Source organism: Leisingera sp. ANG-Vp (assembly GCF_000813725.1).
Lineage (GTDB): Bacteria > Pseudomonadota > Alphaproteobacteria > Rhodobacterales > Rhodobacteraceae > Leisingera.
Genome location: NZ_JWLD01000056.1, coordinates 1 through 23,016, shown reverse-complemented (window position 1 = coordinate 23,016; position 23,016 = coordinate 1). Strand labels below are relative to the sequence as shown.

The following is a 23,016-nucleotide window of genomic DNA, read 5'->3' as shown; positions in this document are numbered from 1 at the left end:
GGCACTCCCGCGCCCGCAGGCACAGCGGATGACGCCGCCAAGATGCATTGCCAAATGCGCCGGCGCGGGCGGGAAAGCTTCCCCTGCCCTGTTCCGGTCTGAGTACATTTTCCGGCGCTACTGGCAGCCGCCCGCCGCCCAGCTCTTAAGTGCCCATTTCAGGGCGCCGCCAAACGGGTGCTGCTTGCCAAGAGACCGCTGCATACTAAGGCTCAGATAGGTGTTGCCCTGGGTGCACAGCCGCTCCCGCGTCCATTGGTGGCAACTGCTGCAGGACTGGTCCTTCCAATAGCTCTCCGGCAGCCCCTCAACTGGCGGGAACGAAGGCGCAAGGGTCATAACTTCCGCCAGCGTCCGCCCAGAAATCTCCGGCACGCTGCTGTGCAGCGGGCCGGCAAAAGTCACCGGCCCGGTCTCGGCCTTCTCAACCGCTGCTGGTTCCGGCTCCGGCACCGCAGCCGGGGCCTCGCCGCCGGCATCCGGGTCCTGGCTCTTGCCAGCAGCCAAAGCAGCAATCTCCACCTCTGCCATCTCGGCATACCGGCCGCCCGGATGAGCCATCAGGTAAGCTTCATATGCCGCTGTGCTTCCTTCCCTCTGAGCCGCCTCAAACATGGCCATTTCCACGTCTTCCATGACATAGGTATCAGCTGCGGCCGCCTGTCCGGCAGCCGGCCCTCCGTCACTGTCCGCCAGCTCCTCCGCAACCAGTTCGGCCAGCAAAATGCGTGCTTCCCCGGAAAACTTGCCATCTCCATAGCCGCGCAGGAAAAGCATGGTCTGCACCACATCCCGCGCGTCGCGCACCGATGCCCACAGCGCCTCTTCTTCAAGGTCAACCGGCGACAAGACCGGCTGTTCGGCCTCGGCAAAAACAAAATCGCTGATCAGGGACGACGTGTCCCATGGCGTCTGGCGGCCACCGCTCTGCTCCAAAACAGCCCGGCGCACCTCCTTGAAAACCTGCTCGACCGGCCGACCGGGCGTCAGGATCTCCTGCGCAAGCGCCTCGGTGAAGGGGCTGTTAGTCCCCGCCCCGTCCAGCGCCACATCACCCGGTGCGGTGGCATAGGCCAGGAAGGTGCCGGTGGGCGCCTTCATCTCCGCCAAACCGCTTTCATTCAGATCGCCAACCGCTTCAAACGGGTTGTTGCGGCATGCATCCAGAATGACGATGTTGGTGCGGTTGCGGGCCGAAGCCATTTGCCGGAGAATTGACTGCGCTTCAATTGCAACGAGATCAAGATCAGCGGCATCCTCCAGCGCGGCATCCACCGGCAGCAGGTAGTTGTTGCCAAAGCTCTGCACCCCGTGGCCCGCGTAGTAGAACAGACCCGTCGCGTCCTCCCCTGCCCCGCGCAGCTTTCGGCCGAACTGGGCAATAGCGCGTTTCATTTCGATCTGCTTGGCATCCGCGGCCAGGGTCACGTCAAACCCCAGCCCCTCCAGCGTTTCCGCTATTAGCCGGGCGTCGCGCACCGGATTGTCCAGCGCCTCCACCGAGCCATAAGCCGAGTTGCCGATCACCAGTGCCAGCCGTTCCTCCGCCTGGGCAAACCCGCCAAGGCAGGCCATCAGGGCCAGTACTGCCGCCCGGGTCCAGATCAGTAATTTGCGCACACACCTGCTCCAACATCTTGCCCCGACAGGGCAGCTTCCCAGTTATTAAGGGTATTTGATTACGAAACTATCGCGTCCCTTGCACGCAGCAGCAAGTGTGCTGTTAGTCTGGGCGTATCGTTTCTGCCCCCGGCGCCTGCCCGGGGTTTCCCCTACGGCAACCCAAATGGACACCGCATGTTTCGCTTAACCCTTTCACTTTTAACAGTTTTTCTTCTCTTTACCCGGCCCGCCCTGGCGGCCGGCCCGTTTGAGCACGGCTGGCATCTCAATGCCGAATCCTCTGCCATCCGCTTCATATCAATCAAAAAAGGCAGCATTGCGGAGTCGAGCCGCTTTGCCGCCTTTTCCGGCAGCATTTCCGAACTGGGAGAAGCCCGGGTCCAAATTGCGCTGGACTCTGTCGACACCTCGATTGATTTGCGCAACGTACGGATGCGGTTCCTGTTCTTCGAGACTTTCACCTACCCCGAAGCCGTCATCACAGCACGCATCGATCCGGCCCAGCTGGCGGACCTTGCTGCAGTGCAGCGAAAGCAGATTGAGCTGCCGGTCACCCTTTCGCTCCATGGCGTCTCAGCTGAGGTCACCGCTCCGGTAGCGGTAACACTGCTGAACAAGGACCGCGTTGCCGTCGCCACTGTTCAGCCCATCATCCTGAAGCTGGAGGATTTCGCACTGAACCCTGGCCGTGAAAAATTGGAGGAAGCCGCAGGCGTCACCATTACTCCGGTCGGGCTGGTCAGCCTCGATCTGATGTTCGACCGCACCGCCCCCGGCAGCACTCCTGTCCCCGCGGGGACAGTGACCGCAGGCGCAGCCACGGCACTGGAATCGGACGGCGATTTCAGCCGCGAGGCCTGCACCGGCCGGTTCGAGATCCTATCGCGCAGCCGCAGCGTCAATTTCGCGCCCTCCACCGCCCGGTTGAATGCCGGCTCCCGCGACTTCCTCGAGAGCCTCTCCGACATCATCCGCCGCTGCCCCGGCATGGTTGTTGAGGTTGGCGGCCACACGGACAGCCAGGGCAAGGCCGCCTGGAACATGCAGCTGAGCGAGAAACGCGCCGCCGCGGTGAACAGCTACCTGCAGAGCAAGGGTATTCCCTCCGAGCGCCTGGTCGCTGTCGGCTATGGCGAGACCACCCCGCTGGTGCCCAACGACACAGTGCAGAACCGGGCGAAGAACCGCCGGATCGAGTTCAAGGTTCTGAACTGACCCCGGCGCATCCGGAAAAAACTCTGCCTGTCCCCGCGGGGACACCCTCAGAAAAATCAGCAAGGCCCGGCCGGTGCGCCGGGCCTTTTCCATTGCTGCACAGCGCCAGCACCACCCGGACCGCTGCGCCGCAAATCACACTGTCCCCGCGGGGACACGTCTGCCAAACCAAAAAGGGCCGCCCCGCCTGCAGTCAGAAATGGCGCCAGCAGATCCAGCCGTGCCTGCAAAAACCCAGGCCGGCGCCATTTGTCCCCGCGGGGACAAATGGGATCAGTCGCTCCTCTGTGCCTTTCAGGGCTTTGCCCCCATTGGGACGGCAGTGCATTTTACCACCGCCCCTCAGACTGCACGCCGGTCACGCCGTGGGAAAAGACAGGATGCCTCCGGCCCTCTCCTGTTTTCGAGACCTGTCCCCGCGGGAACAAACCGGGTTCGGAGGCCCCACACAGCCGCCAAGCCGCCCGGCTCGATCCCCCTGCCGACAGCGCTCCTGACCAAGCTGTTTGCACACGTCCTCAATCCTGTCCCCGCGGGGACAACGGCTCAAAACAGGCTCAAACAAGCGGATTAGACATGAAAAAGGCCCGGCATCTCTGCCGGGCCCCTGCCGTTTTCTTCACCTGTCCCCGCGGGGACAGGCTGTCAGTCTTCGTCGCCCAAGGCTTCAAAGAAGGCGGCAATCGCGCCTTCCAGACGGCGCTGATCAATTGCCGAGAAGTCGTGGTCCATCGCCATCTCGATCTTGCCATCGCGCGCCTGGCAACGGACTGTCCCCGCGGGGACAGTGCAGCGCAATGTGGTCTTGGCCACGCCAGGCCGCGGCGCAGCTGCGGCGCGCGGCGCGTTCTTGCGCTTGCCCTCTGCAAAACCGCGCAGCACTTCCAGCTCGGCCTCTTCGGTCGACGGCTGCACCCGCGCCAGCGCATCGCGCAGCATCTGCGCGTTCATCGCATCGGCCTCCAGCCGCTTCTTCAGCTCCAGCCCCAGCGCCCGCGGGATTGCCTCGGGGAACTTCAGGCTGCCGCCCACCGCTTTCAGCACCTGCGCGAAATGGCGGATGTAGATCCGCTTCTGGCGGCCTGCCGAGGCATAAAGATCGTTGACCGCATCCTCGGTGGTTTCGGCGCCGGTCTGGGTGTCCTCGGCGTAGCGCAGCGCCAGCTGCGCCATTTCAGCAAAGGAGATGTCGCGGCGCACCAGGTTCTCGTCCACCATCCGGCGGTAGAGATCCTGCAGGCTGTCGCCCTTGGCCACCAGCCCCGCGGGGATCGCCGCATACTGCTGGTCGCCGGTATCGCTCAGCAGCGAGAAATAGGCCCGCATCCGGCGGTAGCCCTGGATCAGCTCATAAGTGCCGTCACTGCGCTCCTCGACACGGATCGGGTTCGACAGGCCAACCGACTTGATTGATTCTTTCAGCTCGTCCAGCTCCGGATCGCGCTTGTCGCTGCGGTCGCGGATCAGCTTGTCCATGCGGATCTTGCCAAGCGGGATCCGGTCGACCACCAGCCCCAGTTTCTTCAGCCGCACAAACTCATGCGCCAGCCGGTCGTTTTCGGCGCGGATGTTCTGTTCAGCCTCCGCCCGGGCGCGCAGCGCATCCGCGTTCTCGGAAATCGCAGTGGCCATCGGTCCGCGGCGGTTCTCGGCCGGTTTTTCTGCAGGGTTTTCCGGTGCTGTCCCCGCGGGGACAGCGGCCGTGTCAGGGGTGAAGTCGATGTCGAAAACGCGTCTCTTGCTCATGCCTCATCCTCCAGTTTCTCCCAGGCTTCCAGCGCGTATGACCTGAACTCGTCATAGGCCTGATCAAACGACGCGCGCGCGCGCCGCCAGGTCTCGCGGGTCATATCCCGGTAGTCGATTTCGTAGATAGAACTCAGGAACCGGCCCGACTGTTCGACCGCGCGTGTCATCTCAATCGGGTGTTCGGTCATTCTACCCTCAAACACCTTCATAAAGGCCGAACGCATCGCACGGTGCAAATCGTTACCGGACTCGTAACGGGTCAGCAGGAAGCGCACGTCCTGGAACACCTTGGGCAGCGCAAATGTCCCCGCGGGGACAACGCCGTTAAACGCCGACAGATCCTCCAGCGCCTCGGACAGCTGGCCGATAAAGGAGGTGGTGGAGTCATATTCCCAGTAGCCGGGGCCAGAGGGGATATAGAGCATGTCGGCGGCAAAGACCGCGTTCATCGACTGGTAGCCGATGGCGGGCGGGCAGTCGAAGATCATCAGGTCATAGTCTTCCGCGGGCAGCTGGTCGAGATAGCGGGAAACGGCAGCAAAGAACGACCATTCCGGATTCAGGTGGCGGTACTGAGCGGAGGCAAATTCCACGAATGCCGCATTGGCGCAGGAGGGGATCACGTCGATAGTGGGCCAGCTGGTCGGTTTCACAAAGTCGCTGACCCGCAGATCCTGCAGCCCCATGCCGGTGATCGCGTCGGGCAGTTGGCGCTGGGGCAGGGCGGTGCCGGACTCGGCCCCCTGCAGAGACGCATTCATCCGCTCGGTCTCGCGCACCAGGTCGCGGGCCATGATGCCCCAGACGGTGTAATCCTCGGTGACATCGCTGAGGCCCATGGAATGGGACAGGGTCGCCTGCGGGTCGAAGTCGACGCACAGCACCCGGTAGCCGTCCAGCGCCGCGGCATGGGCGAAATGCAGGGCAACGGTGGATTTGCCTGCGCCGCCCTTGAAGTTGGAGATCGCCACCCGCAGCGCCCGCTTCCCCGCGGGGCGTTTGGGCAGCAGGGACTTGCGGTTGATCTTGATCCGGCGGCGCAGCTCGTTGATCTCCTCCAGCGAGTACCAGCGCTGGCGGCCGTCTTCCTCAACGTGGCCCTGGGGCAGGGAAGGGTCCGCCGACAGCCGTCCCCGCAGGGTCGACTGGTTGACGCGGAAGATCAGCTCCGCCACTTCCCAGGAGGAAAACCGGCGCAGGGTCTTTTCCATTTCGGGGGAGAAGGTCTGCTGGCGGATCCAGCTTTGCATCTTCAAGGATTGGGCCTGCATTTTGGACAGGTCTTCGTGCGTAAACATCGCTGCTCCTTAGCCTCACACGGTGTTGTTTTTGAAAGCGCCCATTTCTTCAGGACGCTAATTCAGCCTCAATATTCATTTACGCCGAATTTGCAAAAAACGCAAAAGCTAATATGGTCGGGAAGAGCGTCCTGTCCCCGCGGGGACACATCTGCAAAACGCCCTGTGAAATAAGGGCCGGGGCGATTCGGAAGGCGGAAGCCAAGCGATTCGTTTCATTGGGTTTTTCTGGTGTTTGAACGCCAGATTTAGGGGGACACGTCAGGCCCGGATACAGCAGATTGGGGGACATTTTTGCACGAATAGGGGACATCCAAGGTGTCACCCAATACCATTGATACCAATTTTTCTTTCGAAAAAGGGATTGGGTCTGAATTCAATTCACACCGGCGCTTGACAGAATCGGAATTCCGGACGCAAATCAGGTACAACAAACGAATAGCGTTGAGTTCGGTGCAAATCCGGCCAGCGTAATTTTCAGCAAACAAGCTGAGAGCACTTGAGGCAGCATATCCCGGCCCAGGAGGGCAGGGGAGGGAGAAACGGGGGCAGAAATGCTTGCCAAACGGCCTGCGGGGCGCAATGCCTCTGCGCTGAAATATGACATCCTCACGGCGATGGGGGCTTACGCGCTTGGCCAGGGCAAGGGGGCGCAGAAGCTGGTCTTGCGCTTCATGACATTGATGACCGCGCGCTACAACTGGCAGCGCGATGAGCTGGCTGTCGGGCAGCGGGAGATCGCCCGGCTGTGGGATGTCGATGAGCGCACGGTGAAGCGCGAGATGGCCAAGCTGCGAGGGCAAGGCTGGCTGGTGGTGAAACGCCAGGGTGCGCGCGGGCGGGTCACCGAGTACGGCATCGACCTGGAGCGGCTGCTGGCCGACACCCAGGAACGATGGGCGGCGGTGGGGCCGGATTTTGAGCACCGGATGCAAGGGGCAGACGCGCCTGCGCAGAATGTGGTGCCGCTGCGCCCCGGAGCCGTGCCGCCTGCGCCGGATGTGTCTGACGGCCATGAGTGGAGCCTGGCGAAGGCGGTGCTTCATGCCGAGGACCCGGCCAACTATGCGTCCTGGGTGCAAGGCCTGGAACGCAGCGGCAGGGCAGGGGGGCGGCTGGTTCTGAAGGCGCCAAGCCGGTTCCATGCGAATTACGTGATGTCGCATCTGATGCCGCGGCTGCTGGCGGCCTGCCGGGATGTGGACAGTGAAGTCTCAGCCATTGTGGTTGAGGCCTGAGATCAAATCCGCGCGCGGGCGGTTGAACCCGTGTGCAGCGCGGCATTATGTGGGCGGGCAGGGTACTTGGCTGAATGTGCCCGCAGCATGAAGGAGCAGCCCGGATGAGCGGCGCGCAAGAGAAGATCTGTGTCATTGGCCTTGGCTATGTGGGGCTGCCGCTGGCGGCGGCGTTCGGGCAGCACCGGCAGGTGGTTGGGTTTGACATCGATCCGGGCCGCATTGATGAGCTGCGCAGGGGCGAAGACCGCACGCGCGAACTGGAGCCGCAGGAGCTGGCTCTGGCAGAGCATCTGAGCTTTACCTCGGATCCTTCGGAGATTGCGGAGTGTTCGATCTACATTGTCACCGTGCCGACACCGGTGGATGCCAATCACACACCGGATCTGAGCCCGCTGCTGTCGGCCTCGGCCATTGTTGGCGGGGTGCTGAAAGCCGGCGATCTGGTGATCTATGAATCCACCGTCTACCCCGGCGCCACCGAAGAGGATTGCGTGCCGGTGCTGGAGGCGCGCTCAGGACTTGCCTTCAACAGGGATTTCTTTGCGGGCTACTCGCCGGAGCGGATCAATCCGGGCGACAAGGCGCGGCGGCTGCCGGATATCGTCAAGGTGACGTCCGGCTCCACGCCGGAGGTGGCGGAGCGGGTCGATGCGCTCTACCGCGAGGTGGTGACAGCGGGCACCCACAAGGCCGAGAGCATCCGTGTGGCGGAAGCCGCCAAGGTGATCGAGAACAGCCAGCGGGATATCAATATTGCGCTGGTGAATGAGCTGGCCAAGATCTTCAACCGGATGGGCATCGACACCGAGGCGGTGCTGAAAGCGGCCGGCACCAAGTGGAACTTCCTGCCATTCCGCCCCGGCCTGGTGGGCGGCCACTGCATCGGGGTGGACCCCTATTATCTGACCCATAAAGCCGAGCAGCTGGGCTATCACCCGGAAATTCTGCTGGCGGGCCGCCGGCTGAACGACGGCATGGGCGCCTATGTTGCGGGCGAGATGGTCAAGGCGATGCTGAAACGCGGCCTGCCGGTGGCGGGTGCGCGGGTCTTGGTGATGGGGCTGACATTCAAGGAGAACTGCCCGGACCTGCGCAATACGCGGGTGATCGATGTTGTGCGGAGCCTGGAGGAATACGGCGCTCAGGTGGATGTTTATGATCCTTATGCCGACCCGGAAGAAGCACAGGCGGAATATGGCCTTTCGCTGGTGCCGGAGCCGGGGCAGGGGGCCTATGCCGGAGTGGTGCTGGCGGTGGCGCACTCGGAGTTCCGGGAGATGGGGTCTCAAGCCATCCGCGCCCTGGGATCCGAGGGCGCGCTGGTCTATGATCTGAAGTATGTGCTGGCGCCGGAAGAGGCGGATTTGCGGCTTTAGAGCTTGATCCCGATATACTGAACCGTCTTGCGACCAACCATCGCCCGGCTGCAAGCCGGGCCGCGCCGACCCGCCCCCATGGGGCGGCGCGATTGCGCCACCCCGCGGGTCTCTGCGGCCCTCAGCGCCTGAAAGTAAGCGGTGCGGGCACTGTGGCATATGCTCCATTTCCGCGGTTCCCTGAATTGCTGTACCCTGGCCATGTCAGCAAGGAGACCGGCTATGAGTGACGTTCTGGAAGGCCGCTGCCTGTGCGGTGCTGTGAAAATCCGTGTTGAAGGGGCGCATGATCCGCGCCCCGGAGCCTGCCATTGCCGCATGTGCCAGCGCTGGAGCGGCGGGCTGTTCTTATGCTTCGAAGCGGATGCAGACGCGGTGACGGTTGAAGGGCCGGTGACGCGCTACCAATCCTCGGCCTTTGCCGAGCGGGCCTTTTGCAGTACCTGCGGCGCGCATCTGTGGATGCGGGACGTGGATGAGGCAGGCGGGCCGTACGACCTGATGCCGGGGCTGTTTGATGCCGCCCTGCAGTGGCCGCTCCGGTCGGAGATCTATGCCGACCGGGCGATGGCATCAGTGCGGCTGGACGGCAGCCACAAGCGCGCCACGCGGGACGAATGGGAAGCGCAGAACCCCTTCATTGACGGGGACGTTTGAGGGGCTGCAAAGCGGATCCAGCAGCCTAAGGAGCTGGTTTGCGGGCGGCGGACAAGCGTTTGTTCAGCTGCCGACGCGCGGCAGTTTCGGGCCGCTCCAGTAGGCGCCGCTGTCCTGGCGCAGGGCGTCATAGGCTTCGATGCGGCGCAGCGCCTCGGGGCGGGCGGCCTCGATCAGATGGGTGAGCAGGCATTCCAGCCCCGCCATGGCACCGCCGATGGCGCCGAAGGGGTGCAGCGAGTTGGCGGCGACGGCCAGAACGTGGTCGGTGCGGATGCCGGGGGCGATCACTTCGCTGTCGGAGATCAGGATCACCTTGGCGCCGCGATCGCCCGCCAGCCGCAGCGCCTGGATGGTGCTGGCGGAGTAAGGGGCAAAGGTGAGGGCGATGAGGCAGTCTTGGGGGCCGATCTCCAGCAGATCATCCAGCGCGGCGCCCATGTGGCGGGGAACCAGTTCGAGCCGGGGCAGGGCCATGCGGCCGACATAGTGGAAGTAATAGGCCAGCGCGTAGGAAGAGCGCGTGGCGGTGACGATGCAGCGGTTTGCACTCAGCAGGGTCTCGGTGATGGCCTGGCTGCGTTCCGCCGTCATCAGCCGCAGCGAGCGCGACGTGATGTTGAGCTGGTTGCGCGCGGCGGCGGCCTGCAGCGCGCCAGCGGGGCTTTCGGCGGACGTGCGGTCAAGCCAGTCCTGGCCGAGGTCGGCCTCATGCGTAGTGGTGAGCGCGGCGCGGAACGGGGCGCGGAAAGCCTCAAACGTGTCATAGCCCAGGTGCTGCGCAAGACGGACAAAGCCGTTGGCGCTGATCCCGGTTTTTGCGGCCGAGACCCGCACCGTGTCGAGGCCGAAATCGCCGGGGTGGTCGATCACGTATTTCGCGGCCGCCTTCAGCTTGGGCGGCAGGGCGTCCATCTGGTCCTTCAGATGCTGGATCAGCCGGGCGGTTTGCTTGGGGTCGAGATGCGGGTCCATGGGCGCATCAGAGCAGATGTGCGGAAAATGGCAAGGGTGGAACGAATGTTTCGCTCTCGGCCTATTCCGAGAGGTAAGCCGTCAGGTCCTGGCGGGCGTGCAGGATGCGGAGGATGTCCGGGCAGCCCTGTTCCAGCCGGTAGATCACCAGATGCGCGCCCGATGGGTGGATGCGGACCGGGGGCGTGAATTCGGAGCGTTCGCGGGCCATTTCCGGGAAATCGGCCAGCAGATCGAACAGGGCAAAGAGACTGTCGGCATAAGCATCGGCCTGCGCCTCGCCCCAGGTTTCCAGGCCGTAGCGCCAGATGGCGGCAAGATCGGCGCGGGCGGCGGGGCGGATCACCCAGCGCGGGTCAGCCATTGCGGCGCATGGAGGCCTTGAAATCCTCAGGGCTTAGAGCCTCAGCGGGGCCGCTGGCAAGGCCTGCGTCGATGGCGGATTGCAGCTCGGCGATGGCGGCAGTGCGGGCCTGGTCGCGGCGGATCAGGTCGCGGACATAGTCGCTGGAATTGGCATAGGTGCCGGTTCGGGCCTGTTCCTCGACCCAGTCCTTCATCTGGTCCGGCAAAGAGACATTCATGGTGGCCATTGCTGGGCTCCTTTCGCTGGGACAGGATATGGCAATCTTTGCCAAAAACGCAAGAGAGAGGGCCGTGCCGCCTGGAATTGGCCCGCCGGCGGCCGGAAGAAACGGAAAACACCCGCGGCCGGCCGGCGCGCGGGTGTTTCCTGGTTCTTGCTGCAGACAGGGTCAGGCGGAGGCCGCTTTGAGGCCCTTTTCCTCCTGCGGCTGGATGGTGCCGTCTTCGCTGACCGTCACCGTTTCGCCATGGGCCAGGCCGCTAAGGCCCCGGCAGGCGACCAGCATCAGGATGTCCTTTTCGCGGGCGACGATGGCCATGTGGCTGAGCCAGCCGCCGACCTCGCTGAGCACTGCGCCGGAGCGCTGCACATACGGAAGCCAGGCCGGGTTCACCATGCGGCAGGCCAGGATGTCGCCGTCCTGGAAGCCGGCAAAGGCCGCCGGGTCGATGCAGCTGTCGTCCTCCATCCAGAACACCCGGGCAGTGGCGCTGCCGCTGCCGGCCACACAGGTGCCGCCGAGGCTCTCATCGCCGCCGCCGGCCTGGGCGCCGAGCGAGAGCAGCTCGCAGCCGCGCAAAGTCAGGGAGACCTCGGTGGGCGCAGATTTCTTGCGCAGGTCCTCTTTTTCGGCGCGCGCTTCGGCCAGGTCGCGCAGGGCGTCCGGGCTGGACCAGTTGCTGTCCAGCACCTCGTCGAAGGTCAGGCTGAACACGAGATCCTCCAGCCCGCTCACCTGGCCCAGGGCCAAGAGGGCGCGGCGCAGCTCGGCGACAACGCGCAGGGCTTCGTGCTTGGCCTGTTCCTTGAGATCCTGATAGGCGATGGCGATGCCGATGGTATCGTCCAGTTCGTCCGGCAGGTTGGCCGGGACTGGCACGGCGCCTATGGGCTCAACTGTGCTGCCGAGCAGGGAGTGCAGCAGTGCCGGAGCCTCGCAATACCGCGGCGAGCTGAGCTCGTAATCGAAGATCGACCGGTGGCCCATCAGCTGCATCGCGCGGATCTCGGCGTCCTTGCCGGTGCAGGAGGCGATCAGGCTGGAGGGCGCATTAGGCAGCTCGGCGTGCATCAGATGCGCCCGCAGGGCCGGGTCGCCGGCGGCTGCGGAGCCGGCCTCGCCCATAGTGAAGCCTGCCAGGATGTTGATCTTCTCCGCCTCCAGATAGACCTCGCGGATGAACATGTCCTTGAGGGTGGCGATGGTTTCGATCAGCTTGGCCTGGGGCAAGGCGGTATAGTCGACGGCCTGCCAGATGGCGAGCTTGTCCTTCAGGTCCGGCATCACCTCATTGCGGAAGCGCAGGATCATCGGATGCGCCTGTTTGCGCAGCTGCTTGGCCTTGGCGGCGGTGAGTTTCAGGGTCATGCCCTGTTTCAGCGCCACATCGACGTAGGTTTTGCCGAACAGGTTGACCAGGTGGCCGTCGCGGCCCTCGGGCAGGCCGTAAGGCACGCCCAGCTCGCGGCAGGCGAGGTCAACGCTGCCGCCCGGCGCCCAAAGCGCGCTCATCAGCGAGAAGCTGAGCGGGGTGGGGCGCGGCAGAACCTCGGACATTTCGTCTTGTTCCAGGATGGTTTCATCCGGGTCAGCGTCGCCGTAGCGGTCCAGCACCTCGCGCCATTCGGCCAGGCGGGTCTGCTCCTGTTCGGTGCCCAAGGACAGCGTGGTGATGTCGCGGCTTTGCACGATCTGGAACCCACCATCTGCATAGGCCCATTCCACGTCCTGCGGCGCGCCGAAGGTCTCCTCGATCTGTTTGCCAAGGGCCAGGAGCGGCGCCATGTCGAGGGTCTGGTCCTGATCCTCAGCCGCGGGCTGACCGGTGTAGCGGCCGAACCGCAGGGAGGTCGGGGTGACGCGGCCTGAAACCAGGTCTTCGCCGCAGCCCTCGACCCATTCGATCATCGCCATGCCGGGCGCCATCGGGTCCTGGGTGAACAAGACGCCGGCATAGTCGGCCTGCACCATCTCCTGCACCACGATATTGCCCTGGCCGCCCTCCGCGGAATAGCTGGCGGCGCGCTCGGATGAGAAGCTTTCCACCACTTCGTCGAGTGCGGCGCGCATCGTCTCTGCGGTCACGTCCAGCACCGATTCAAACACCCCGGCAAAGCTTTGGCCGGCGCCGTCCTCGTTGCTGGCGGAGGAGCGCACAGCCACCGGTTTGCCGCCTGCGAGGGAGAATACCTGCGCCGCAAATGCATCTTTCTGTGCATCAGGCATGGCGCGGTAGTCCTGGATGGCGTCGGAGCGGACGATGACGCCGCCGGGCACCGGCAGGCCGGCGTTTTTCAGCACCGACAGGCGCAGGGCCTTGTTGCCGGCATCCGCCAGTTCTTCGGTGTAGCCCATCGGGATCACGCCGCGGGGCAGCTTCGCGAGTTTGCGCTGGTGGGCACGCAGGGACAGCGCCTCGCCCAGTTGCTTGTGCATGCCGGTCACATAGGCGCGCTGCACCAGCAAGAGGGTCAGGCTGAAGCAGAGATAGGCGTTGGCGGCGCCGGACAGGCTGAACACCATGGCAAAGAGCGCAGGCATGCCAAGCACCATCCACAGCTGTTTCTGGCGTTTGGTCTTGGCGACGGCCCACAACAGGTAGACGGCGGCCAAAGCGCAGAACAGCACCGGCATGAGGAACAGCGGATCGGGCGCGCCGAGGTCGGCCATCCACAGGAACGGCGTCTGCAGGGTTGCGCTGGCCTCCTGCGCGGCGGAGACGCCCAGCATCATCACCGGCAGGAACAGCAGCGCGGTGAGGTTTTTCATCGGGGTCAGGCCCTTGTCGGCGTAGAACGCCTGTACCGCGCGCGCCTTGCGCACCGGATCATTGGCCAGCTTTGCCTTCAGCGCCTTCATCTCCTCCGCGGTCTCGGCGGTGATGATTTGGTCGCGCTCGGATTTGAGGGCAACCGGCAGCACCAGAATGCGGGTCAGGATCGACAGCGCCAGCAGGCCCAGCAGGATATGGCTGCGCTCATGCACCCACAGCAGCGCGGTGGCCAGGGCCGAGATCGCCTTGCCCCAGAGACCGCCCTGCTGATCGGCCAGCCAGGCCTGCACATGCGGTTTCGGCGGCGGTGCCACGAAGTACTCCCACGGCAGAGTGTAGCGTCCGCGGAAGTCGATGCCCTGCTGCGACAGCTCCAGCCCCAGCACCTGGCTCATGAAGCAGCTGCGGCGGTCGTAGCATGCAGCAATGGTGGGCTTGCTGGGGTCCAGCTGTGCAATCCGGTCCATCAGGTCCGCAGTCGTCATCTTGCGGATCGGGATGTTGACGGCGCCGGGCAGGTGGCCGGTCTCAAAGTCGCCGGGATAGCGGGTGTCGACGATCTGCAGATCCTCGGTGGTCAGGAGCGTTTCAAAATCTGCGGTGCTGAGCAGCACGTCCTTGCCCGGGTATTCCGGGATTGCGCGCAGGTCGGAGAGGGTTTTCACATCCTTGTCGGAGAAGTCGCGCCCCTCGACGATCCATTTCTCGATGCCGCCGGCGATGAAGCTGCAGTCGATGCCCATTGCAGCCAGCTTGGCGCAGGTTTCCGAACTGCGGTTGCCGTTGTGGCAGAACAGCACAACCTTCTGGCCCGGCTGCACCGGGCGGGTCTCCAAGAAGTCCGGAAACCGGATGTGGGTGGCGCCGGGCAGGGTGCCCATGGCGTTTTCGCCGGTTTCGCGGATGTCGTAGAACAGGGTGGAGCCGTCCCCCAGCGCGGCGGCGGCATCCGTGGTGCTCATCGCCAGGGGGTGGTTCTCCTGCTTGGAAAAGCTGGTTTCCTTGAGCGTCGCATCCTTGATGGTGGTGCCGTCAAACTGCGCAGGCCGCGTCAAAGTGGCCTGCAGCCTTGCCAGCTCGGCAGTGCTGTGCGAGGAATACTGCCAGTAATTGCCGGCGGCCAGTGCAATCGCCGCCACTATGAGGAACGAGATCAGCTTCACCGGGTAACGAAGCCGTGAACCGCCCGCTTTGGGCGTAAAACCTAGTTTTGCCGCAACGACTGCGCCCAAACCGGATACCATTGCAATTCCCACGGCCAGGACCTGGGACAGCGAAGAAACCGATCCGATCACCAGCTCCGGCGAGGGGATGGCAAGAGCCGCGATAGGGAGAGCAGAGAAAAATGCCGTCAGCACAGTAATTTGCGCGATACGGCGGTTAGACCTGAGCGGTTTTGATGGCAAAGTGGTATTCTTCACGGCGTGTCCTGTTGAGCCAGTGCAACCTGGGTTCTGAAATTATGGCGAATTTGCCTAAAAGATTATGAAAATCTTACTGAACCGTTAATATAGGGGCTGCAGAATAAAAGAACCGCAAAATTTTTCCGAGAATTGCAGGAGCGTTAACATTGTATTCTCAACAATGTGCCATGTAACGAGGAAGTGCAGGCGGGCCGCAGGCCGGCCCATCTCAGTCAGGAGGCTAGAACCGTGAAGCTGTTTGTGCGGGCTGTTGGTATTATTGGGTTTTTCCTGGAGCGTTTGCGGGCGGCAAGTCCAGGTGCATTCCTGGCGGCTTTGCTTGCCGCGCTGACTCCCGCCTCAGGACATGCCGGGATTGAGCTGGTTTTCGGCACTTATGCGGCGGATAAACCTACTGCAACGGTCAAAAAGTATCAGCCCTTCCTGTCGTTCCTGTCCGGGCGGATGAGCGAAGAACTGGGCGAGCCGGTGTCGATCCGGCTGAAGATTGCCAAGGAATACGGGGAAGGCATCCGCCAGCTGGCCAGCGGCGAGGTGGATTTCGCCCGTTTCGGCCCGGCGTCTTACGTGCATGTGATGAATGAAAATCCGGATGTGCAGATTGTGGCGATGGAATCCAAGAACGGCGGCAAGCGGTTCAAGGGGGTGATCGTGGTGCATCAGGACAGCAGCGTTCAGTCCGTGAACGACCTGGCCGGGCTCAGCTTCGCCTTTGGTGATGAGCTGTCAACGATTGGCCGCTACCTGGCGCAGGAATATCTGCTGAATGCGGGAATCACCGGTGACGATCTGCTTGAGTTTGCTTATCTCGGCCGCCACGATCTGGTTGGCGAAGCCGTCGGGGCGGGGCGGTACACGGCCGGGGCACTCAAGGAAAGCACCTTTAAGAAGCTGGTTGCCAAGGGCGTGCCGATCCGGGTGCTGGCATCCTTTGACAACGTGACCAAACCCTGGCTGGCAGCGCCGGATATGCCGGCGGGCGTGCTGGAGGCGATGCGCAAGGTAATGCTGTCCTCAGAGAACGAGGAAATCGTTCGCCGCATTTCCAAAAACGGCTTCCTGGAAGGGGCAGATCAGGATTATGACATCATCCGCCGGGCGATGGAGCGCAGCCTGGCATTTTAAAGGCCCCGCATTGAAGACATGAAACGTACAGGCATTCTATTTCAGATCGTGCTGTCGCTGCTGCTGGCGGCATCGGCGGTCGGTTTTGCCGTTGGCAATATGGCGCAGCGGCAGGAAGTGCAGCGGCTGGAGGAGCAGCTGGAGAGCCAGGCGGACCTGACGGTCTCGCTGCTCAGCGGGCTGATGCTGGAATCGATCATCGTTGAAGATGTGCCGGTGCTGGAAACCGGGCTGATCGAAGCCGTTACCCGCAACCCGCAGATCGTGTCGATCCAGATCCGCAGCCCGGCCGGCAAAATGCTGGCCTCGGCAGTTGCGCCCGGCGCGCCGCTGGACGGCGGCCATGTGATCTATGAGCGGCCGATCGAGCTGGAGGGGGCCTCCTTCGGCACCATGGAAGTGAAATGGTCGACCCGCGACGGCAAGGCGCTGGTGGCAGCCAAGGTGCGCCAGATCATCATCTGGACGGTGGTGCCGGTGCTGGCGCTGTCGCTCCTGGTACTGCTTCTGGTGCATGGGCTGGCGCTGCGCCCCTTGCAGATGATCCACTCGCGGATGTCGGATGCGATTGCCGGCCTGCGCAGCGCGCGGCGGCCGCTGCCCTGGTATGCCTCCCGCGAATTCCGAGCGCTGGATTTCTCGGTCGGCGTGCTGGAGGAAACCTTTGCCGAGCGCGACGAGCGCGAGTTCGCCATGGAGCAGGCGCGCGAGGCTGCGGATATCGCCAACCGGGCCAAGTCGGAATTCCTCGCCAACATGAGCCATGAAATCCGCACCCCCATGAACGGGGTGATCGGCATGGCGGAGCTGCTGCAGGAAACCCCGCTGGACGAGGACCAGCGGATGTACGCCGAAACGATTGCCAAGTCCGGCTCGGCGCTGCTGACAATCATCAACGACATTCTGAACTTCTCCAAGATCGAGGCCGGCAAGGTTGAGCTTAACGCGGCGCCGTTCAACCTGCAGACCGCAGTTGAGGATGTGGTCACGCTGCTGTCGCCCAAGGCGGTGGAGAAAGGGGTCGAGATCACCATGCGCTATGACCCGGCGCTGCCTGAGGTCTTTGTGGGCGATGCCGGGCGGATCCGGCAGGTGATCACCAATATCGCCGGCAATGCGGTGAAATTCACCCGCAAGGGCTATGTCTATATCGAAGTGACCGGCCGTGAACAGGACGGCCGCCATCTGCTGACGCTTCAGGTCACCGACACCGGCATCGGGATCGAGCCTGGGCGGATCAGCCAGATCTTCCGTGCTTTCGAGCAGGCCGACAACGCCGCCACCCGCAACTTTGAAGGCACCGGCCTGGGGCTGGCGATCTCTGCACGCCTGCTGGAACTGATGGACGGCGAGGTCGATGTGCAGTCCGAACCGGGCGCCGGCTCGGTCTTCACCATTGAGCTGCCGCTGCAGGCAGGCGGCCAGGTGGCCGCGGTGCCGGATGGAGAGGTGCATAGTTTTACCGGGCTGCACGGGCTTTTGGTTGATGATCTGGAGCTGAACCGGGTGATCCTGTCCGAACGTCTCAGCAGCTGGGGGATGACCAGCACGCTGGCGGCTTCTGCGCATGAGGGGCTGGAGATCCTGTCCGATGCGCAACTGGACGGCCGGCGGTTCGATTTCATTATTCTGGACTACCAGATGCCGGCCATGGATGGCCGCGAGCTGGCGGCGCGGATCCGGGCCATGCCAGGGTTCGAAACGGTGCCGCTGATTGTGCTTTCTTCGGTCGAGCACGCGCTGAGCAGGGCTGATTGCCAGGCGATCGGGATCTGCGAGTTTGCGCTGAAGCCGGTCCGGGCGGTGCAGCTGCGGCAGGTGATCAGCCGGGTGCTGAGCAGTCCGGACCGGGTGTCCCCGGCACCGGCTGCAGAAGCGGCTGCACTTCCGGCGGAGGAGCGTCCGCTGAAGGTGCTGCTGGCGGAGGACAACCGCACCAACCAGCTGGTGGTGACCAAAATGCTGAAGGACGCACCGCTGGAGATCAGCATCGCCAGAAACGGTGCGGAGGCAGTTGCGCAATTCCAGGATGAACGGCCGGACATCGTGCTGATGGATATGATGATGCCGGAGATGGACGGTATCGAGGCCACCGCCGAGATGCGCCGGATCGAGGCGGAGAGCGGCAGCGGCAAATGCCCGATCGTGGCGCTGACGGCCAATGCGCTGACCAGCCACCGGGAGAAGTGCCTGGAAGCCGGCATGGATGATTTCCTCAGCAAGCCGATCAACAAGAAGGCGCTGTCCGAGGCGATCAGCAAATGGACCCGCAGCGAGGATTTGCAGCGCACCGGCAGCTGAGGGGGTCCGGGCGGCGCGCCCGGGGCTTGCTGCTTGGCAGGTTGGAACCGGCCGCCTCAGGGGCAGGCCGGTTTTTCTTTTGCTGAGGCTGCGGCGGCAGCGCTGTGAGGCGTTGTCAGCGGCGGTGGCTCTGAAGCACCACGCCAGCGGCGCTGGAAGCGGCAAAGAGGGCCGCGGCAAGGCAGACAATGCTGGGACCGGCGGGGGTGTCGAAAACAAAGGCCAGCTGCAGCCCGCCGGAGGCGGCCAGCATGCCCAAAAGGGCCGCGATGGCGGCCATCCGCTCTGGCGTGGCGGCAAAGGGGCGCGCGGCGGCGGCGGGGATCAGCAGCATGGCGGCGATCAGCAGTACGCCGACGACCTTGATGGCGACAGCCACCACCAGCGCCAGGGCCAGGGTCAGCACCATCTGCTCGCGCCGCGGGTCGATGCCGGCGGCATGGGCCAGGTCCGGGTTCAGCGTGGCAGTCAGCAGCGCCGACCAGCGCCACCACAGAAGCGCCAGCACCAGAGCGGCTCCGCCCCAGATCACCGCAAGGTCGCCGCGGCCCACCGCCAGGATATCGCCGAAGAGATAGGCCATCAGGTCGATCCGCACTCCGGAGAGGAAGGACACCGCCACCAGGCCGAAGGCGAGCGAGGAATGGGCCAGCACGCCCAGGAGCGTGTCCATTGCATAGCCGCGGCCCGCCAGCGCAGAGACTGTGGTGGCCATGGCCAGCGCCGTGGCCAGCACGCCGGCGAAAATCGACACATCGAAACTAAGCGCCAGCGCCACGCCCAGAATCGAAGCATGCGCGGTGGCATCGCCGAAATAGGCCATCCGGCGCCAGACCACGAAACAGCCCAGGGGGGCTGCGGCCAGGGCCACGCCGATGCCGGCCAGCGCAGCGCGGATCAGAAAATCGTCAAGCAGGGTCATTCCGCCGCCTCATGCTGGCGGCCATGATCATGGCCGCAATCGTGGTCGTGGCTGTGGTTGTGCTCGTGCCGGTAAAGCGCCAGCGCGCCCTGGGTGCCGGTGCCAAACAGCGCCCGGTATTCCGGTGCGCTGGCAACGTGCTCAGGCGCGCCTTCACAGCAGATATGGCCGTTGAGGCAGACTACACGGTCAGAGGCGGCCATCACCACATGCAGCTCGTGGCTGACCATCAGCACGGCGCAGCCGATTTCCTGCCGGACTTTCTCGATCTGCTGGTAAAAGGCGGCAGAGCCGGGCTGATCCAAGCCCTGCGTGGCTTCATCCAGGATCAGCAGCTGCGGATTGCTGAGCAGGGCACGGGCCAGCAGCACCCGCTGGAACTGGCCGCCGGAGAGGCCGGACATCTGCCGTGCCGCCAGATTGCCGGCGCCGGCCTGTTCCAGAGCCTCGGATGCGCGGGTGTCGGAGACGCGGACCGGCAGGCTGAGGAAACGGCGCACCGTCAGCGGCAGGGTCGGGTCGATATGCAGTTTCTGCGGCACATAGCCGATGCGCAGATGGGGCGTGCGGGTGACCGAGCCGCCCGAAGGCTTCAGCGCGCCGATCACGCTGCGCAGCAGGGTGGACTTGCCGGAGCCGTTGGGGCCGACCACGGTGACGATCTCGCCCTCCTGGATTTTGAGGCTGACGCCGGACAGAACCGTGTTGCCGCCATAGGTGACGGTTAGGCCGTTTAGGGAAACCAGGCTCATGCCGCGGGGCTTTCCTGGCATTTCGGGCACAGGCCTTCAGCCTCAATCACGGTGCGTTCGATGATAAAGCCGACTTCCCGGGCGGCCTCGCCAAGCTGGCCCTGAGAGGGCTCGCGATGGGCTTCGGCCACCGCATCGCAGGACCGGCAGATCAGGAAGAAAGGGGCGTGGTTTGCACCGGGATGGGTGCAGGCGATGAAGGCGTTGAGGCGTTCGATCTTATGGGCGAGGCCGTTTTTGACCAGGAAATCCAAGGCCCGGTAGGCGACGGGCGGCTGCGAGCCGAGGCCCTCTTCGCGCAGGCGGTCGAGGATGTCATAGGCGCCAAGCGCACGATGCTCTTGCAGCAGGATCTCCAGCACCCGGCGGCGCACTTTGGTGAATTGCAGGGCGTTTTCCCGGCAGTGGGTCTCGGCCGCGGCAATGCCGTCGTGGACGCAGCTGCTGTGATCATGCGGTTCGAAACCGATGGAATCCATGGGGTGAGGCCTCCGGGGCTGAGCGGGATTGGCACTTGATATGTAATGTTATGACGTTTATCAACCCGGCGAAATGTTATAAAGTTACATCGGAGGATGGCATGCGGAACGCGGTGGCTGTGGCAGCGCTTATGGCGGGAACAGGGGCGGCCTGGGCAGAGGTGCCAAAGGTTGCGGCGGATATCACGCCGGTGCACGGGCTGGTGGCGCGGGTGATGCAGGGTGTGGGCGAGCCTGCCCTGGTGGTGCCGCCGGGCGCCTCGCCGCATGGCTATTCGATGCGCCCGTCGAAGGCGCGGGCGCTGGATCAGGCGGACATTGTATTCTGGATGGGCGAGGCTCTGACGCCTTGGCTGGAAGGGCCTTTGGAAGAACTGGCGGGCGACGCGCACCGGGTGGAGCTGCTGGAAGCCGCGGGCACCACGGTGCTGGCATTCCGCGAGGGCGCCCGGTTTGAGGCGCATGATCATGGCGATCATGAGGGCCACGAAGACCACGATGGTCATGAAGAGCATGAGGACCATGCCGATCATGACGGCCACGACGATCACGGCCATGACGATCACGCCGGCCATGACGATCACGATGATCATGAATCGCATGCCGAAGGCGAGGCGCATGACGATCATGATCACGAAGAACATGCGGCGCATGATGATCATGATGACCATGGCCACGGCGACGGTGATCACGAAGCACATGATGACCATGACGATCATGCCGATGCCCACGGTCATGACCACGACGGCGATGACCCGCATGCCTGGCTGCTGCCGGCCAATGCGCAGGCTTGGCTGGATGTGATTGCCGGCGAGCTGGCCGAGCATGACCCGGACAATGCTGCGGCCTACAAGGCCAATGCCGAAGCCGGCAAGCAGGAGATTGCAGAGGCCGTAGCCGACATCTCAGCCCAGCTGGAGCCGTTCCGGGCCAAGCAGTTCATCGTTTTCCACGATGCTTACCAGTATTTTGAGCGCGGCTTTGGCCTGAATGCGGCCGGCGCGATTTCGCTGGGGGATGGGGTCAAGCCGAGCCCGGCTCGGGTTGCGGAAATCCGCGATGTGGTGGCAGAGCGGAATGTGACCTGCGTGTTCTCGGAGCCGCAGTTCAACCCCGGTCTGGTGGCTACTGTGCTTGACGGCACCGGGGCCGGCACCGCGGTCCTGGATCCGCTGGGCGCCAAGCTGGAGCCTGGGGCGCAGTTTTACCCGGCGCTGCTGCAGGACATCGGTACGGCGATTGCCGGCTGCTGAAGAGAAGGGGCGGGCCAATTGGCCCGCTTTTTTCATCTGTCGCTGATCAGATGGGTAAGCGTGGCGCCGGTCTCGTAGTAGGCGCTGCGCAGGCCCGCAAAGGGAATTGAGTGGCCCTGGGCGGGCGGCACAGGCAGGCAGGCGCGGTTGCCGGTCAGCAGCGCCTCGGCTATGGCGGTTCCGAACAGGGTTCCCGGGCCGATGCCGCGGCCGGAATAGCCAAAGCAGGCATAGCCGCCCTGCAGGTCGAGGATCTTGGGCAGATGCTCGGTGGTCATGGCGATGCGGCCGTGCCAATGGCTGTGCAGTTTGACGGCTTTCAGGTCCGGATAGAGCGCTGCCAGTTTTCTGGGCAGCCAGCTGCGGTGCAGGGCGCTGCCGAAATGGTTGAGCGCGCCCATGCCGCCGATCACCAGCCGTCCGCCCTGATCCAGGCGCCAGGAGGACATCACCAGCGCGGTGTCCCAGCAGCCTTCTTTGTACGGCAGGATCTTCTTGAGCAGCGGGCCGGGCAGCGGATCGGTGGCAGCCTGGAAGTAGTGCACCGGGATCACCTGCGGCGCGTCGTAGCCGCTGATCTCCTGGGCATAGGCGTTGGTGGCCATGATCAGGTGCTTGGCGCGGATGCTGCCCTTGGGCGTTGCCACATGCCAGGTGCCGCCGTCGCGGCTGATGGCCGTGGCGGGGGAATGGCCGTGCAGCAGCGCGCCGGGGCTGGCGGCGGCGCGGGCGGGGCCGCGCACATAGGCGAGCGGCTGGGTAGTGCCTGCGCGCGGATCAAACAGGGCGCCGTGCACGGCCTCGGAACCGGTGCGCTGGATGGCTTCCTCGCGCGGCAGCAGCTCAACCGGGGCGCCGATGGCCGTCAGCTGAGCGTAGCGGCGCTGCAGGTCTTTGAGGCCTGAGGGCGCGTGGGCGCAGTGCAGGGTGCCGTTGTTCTCCGGCTCGCATTGGATGGCGTGTTTCTTGATCAGCGAGAACACCATCTCTGGCGCCCCGGCCAGAAGCTGGGACAGGCGGCTGCCGGTCTCGGCGCCCAGCTCGGCGTTAATGTCTTCGGGCGGCAGCCGGAGGCCGGCATTGGCCAGCCCGACATTGCGCCCCGACCCGCCGCTGCCGATTTCATCTGCTTCGATCAAGCGGGCGGAGGCGCCGAGTTCGGCGGCCTTCAGCGCGGCTGAGCAGCCGGTGTAGCCGCCGCCGATCACCACGAGGTCGGCCTCAGCCTCCCCGGTGAGTTCCGGGAAGGCGGGGGTTTCCTGGGCG

18 protein-coding genes are annotated in these 23,016 nt (G+C 64.1%); 7 read left to right on the top strand and 11 right to left on the bottom strand.

Annotated features, from left to right (window positions below; all coding sequences use genetic code 11):
* Nucleotides 1–117 precede the first annotated feature (117 nt).
* Nucleotides 118–1,620, bottom strand: a complete 1,503-nt coding sequence (locus tag RA20_RS17960; RefSeq protein WP_241482282.1) for a caspase family protein — start codon at nt 1,618–1,620, stop codon at nt 118–120.
* A 177-nt stretch (nt 1,621–1,797) separates the two neighbouring features.
* Here RA20_RS17960 and RA20_RS17955 point away from each other — a divergent pair, with 177 nt between their 5' ends.
* Nucleotides 1,798–2,838: an OmpA family protein gene (locus RA20_RS17955; RefSeq protein ID WP_039131894.1), complete on the top strand. Its 1,041-nt coding sequence runs from the start codon at nt 1,798–1,800 to the stop codon at nt 2,836–2,838.
* A gap of 645 nt (nt 2,839–3,483) precedes the next feature.
* On the opposite strand, the gene RA20_RS17950 is transcribed toward RA20_RS17955, so the two are convergent.
* On the bottom strand, nt 3,484–4,584 hold the full coding sequence (locus RA20_RS17950; protein WP_039131891.1) for a ParB/RepB/Spo0J family partition protein: 1,101 nt from the start codon (nt 4,582–4,584) through the stop codon (nt 3,484–3,486).
* Complete coding sequence (locus tag RA20_RS17945; RefSeq protein ID WP_039131889.1) at nt 4,581–5,885, bottom strand: AAA family ATPase; 1,305 nt, start codon at nt 5,883–5,885, stop codon at nt 4,581–4,583. The genes RA20_RS17950 and RA20_RS17945 overlap by 4 nt, the downstream gene beginning before the upstream one ends.
* Nucleotides 5,886–6,439: 554 nt before the next feature.
* Here RA20_RS17945 and RA20_RS17940 point away from each other — a divergent pair.
* The 3 genes from RA20_RS17940 to RA20_RS17925 all read left to right on the top strand — a co-directional run bounded on the left by RA20_RS17940 (nt 6,440) and on the right by RA20_RS17925 (nt 9,159).
* Nucleotides 6,440–7,123 carry a DnaA N-terminal domain-containing protein gene (locus RA20_RS17940; RefSeq protein WP_039131887.1) on the top strand — a complete coding sequence of 228 codons (684 nt, stop codon included), beginning with the start codon at nt 6,440–6,442 and terminating at the stop codon, nt 7,121–7,123.
* Nucleotides 7,124–7,227: 104 nt separating this feature from the next.
* The gene (tviB, locus tag RA20_RS17935) at nt 7,228–8,502 is read left to right on the top strand and encodes a Vi polysaccharide biosynthesis UDP-N-acetylglucosamine C-6 dehydrogenase TviB (protein ID WP_039131886.1); all 1,275 of its coding nucleotides are present in this window, start codon (nt 7,228–7,230) and stop codon (nt 8,500–8,502) included.
* Nucleotides 8,503–8,724: 222 nt separating this feature from the next.
* On the top strand, nt 8,725–9,159 hold the full coding sequence (locus tag RA20_RS17925; RefSeq protein WP_039131882.1) for a GFA family protein: 435 nt from the start codon (nt 8,725–8,727) through the stop codon (nt 9,157–9,159).
* Nucleotides 9,160–9,222: 63 nt separating this feature from the next.
* Here the strand turns inward: RA20_RS17925 and RA20_RS17920 are convergent, their stop codons facing one another.
* The 4 genes from RA20_RS17920 to RA20_RS17905 form a co-directional block, all read right to left on the bottom strand.
* Nucleotides 9,223–10,134: a MurR/RpiR family transcriptional regulator gene (locus RA20_RS17920; RefSeq protein WP_039131880.1), complete on the bottom strand. Its 912-nt coding sequence runs from the start codon at nt 10,132–10,134 to the stop codon at nt 9,223–9,225.
* Nucleotides 10,135–10,195: 61 nt separating this feature from the next.
* The gene (locus RA20_RS17915; RefSeq protein ID WP_039131878.1) at nt 10,196–10,498 is read right to left on the bottom strand and encodes a type II toxin-antitoxin system RelE/ParE family toxin; all 303 of its coding nucleotides are present in this window, start codon (nt 10,496–10,498) and stop codon (nt 10,196–10,198) included.
* Nucleotides 10,491–10,727, bottom strand: coding sequence for a type II toxin-antitoxin system ParD family antitoxin (locus RA20_RS17910; RefSeq protein WP_039131877.1), 237 nt, complete (start codon nt 10,725–10,727; stop codon nt 10,491–10,493). Before RA20_RS17910 ends, RA20_RS17915 begins: the two co-directional genes overlap by 8 nt.
* Before the next feature lie 162 nt (nt 10,728–10,889).
* A complete protein-coding gene (locus RA20_RS17905) occupies nt 10,890–14,738 on the bottom strand; it encodes a PEP/pyruvate-binding domain-containing protein (RefSeq protein ID WP_446720156.1) in 3,849 nt (1,282 codons plus the stop codon).
* A 408-nt stretch (nt 14,739–15,146) separates the two neighbouring features.
* Between RA20_RS17905 and RA20_RS17900 the strand changes: the two genes are divergently transcribed.
* Together RA20_RS17900 and RA20_RS17895 are read left to right on the top strand one after the other, a co-directional pair.
* Complete coding sequence (locus RA20_RS17900; RefSeq protein ID WP_039131875.1) at nt 15,147–16,043, top strand: PhnD/SsuA/transferrin family substrate-binding protein; 897 nt, start codon at nt 15,147–15,149, stop codon at nt 16,041–16,043.
* An 18-nt stretch (nt 16,044–16,061) separates the two neighbouring features.
* Complete coding sequence (locus tag RA20_RS17895; RefSeq protein WP_039131871.1) at nt 16,062–18,344, top strand: response regulator; 2,283 nt, start codon at nt 16,062–16,064, stop codon at nt 18,342–18,344.
* A 115-nt stretch (nt 18,345–18,459) separates the two neighbouring features.
* On the opposite strand, the gene RA20_RS17890 is transcribed toward RA20_RS17895, so the two are convergent.
* The 3 genes from RA20_RS17890 to RA20_RS17880 are packed head-to-tail and all read right to left on the bottom strand — an operon-like array spanning nt 18,460 to nt 20,497.
* Nucleotides 18,460–19,266, bottom strand: a complete 807-nt coding sequence (locus tag RA20_RS17890; protein ID WP_039131869.1) for a metal ABC transporter permease — start codon at nt 19,264–19,266, stop codon at nt 18,460–18,462.
* On the bottom strand, nt 19,263–20,018 hold the full coding sequence (gene znuC / locus RA20_RS17885; protein WP_039131867.1) for a zinc ABC transporter ATP-binding protein ZnuC: 756 nt from the start codon (nt 20,016–20,018) through the stop codon (nt 19,263–19,265). Before znuC ends, RA20_RS17890 begins: the two co-directional genes overlap by 4 nt.
* On the bottom strand, nt 20,015–20,497 hold the full coding sequence (locus tag RA20_RS17880; protein WP_039131863.1) for a Fur family transcriptional regulator: 483 nt from the start codon (nt 20,495–20,497) through the stop codon (nt 20,015–20,017). The genes znuC and RA20_RS17880 overlap by 4 nt, the downstream gene beginning before the upstream one ends.
* A 101-nt stretch (nt 20,498–20,598) precedes the next feature.
* On the opposite strand from RA20_RS17880, the gene RA20_RS17875 reads away from it, so the two are divergent.
* Nucleotides 20,599–21,750, top strand: a complete 1,152-nt coding sequence (locus RA20_RS17875; RefSeq protein ID WP_039131861.1) for a zinc ABC transporter substrate-binding protein — start codon at nt 20,599–20,601, stop codon at nt 21,748–21,750.
* Between the two features lie 32 nt (nt 21,751–21,782).
* On the opposite strand, the gene RA20_RS17870 is transcribed toward RA20_RS17875, so the two are convergent.
* The coding region (locus RA20_RS17870; protein ID WP_039131858.1) for an NAD(P)/FAD-dependent oxidoreductase at nt 21,783–23,016 on the bottom strand (1,234 nt) is incomplete at its 5' end.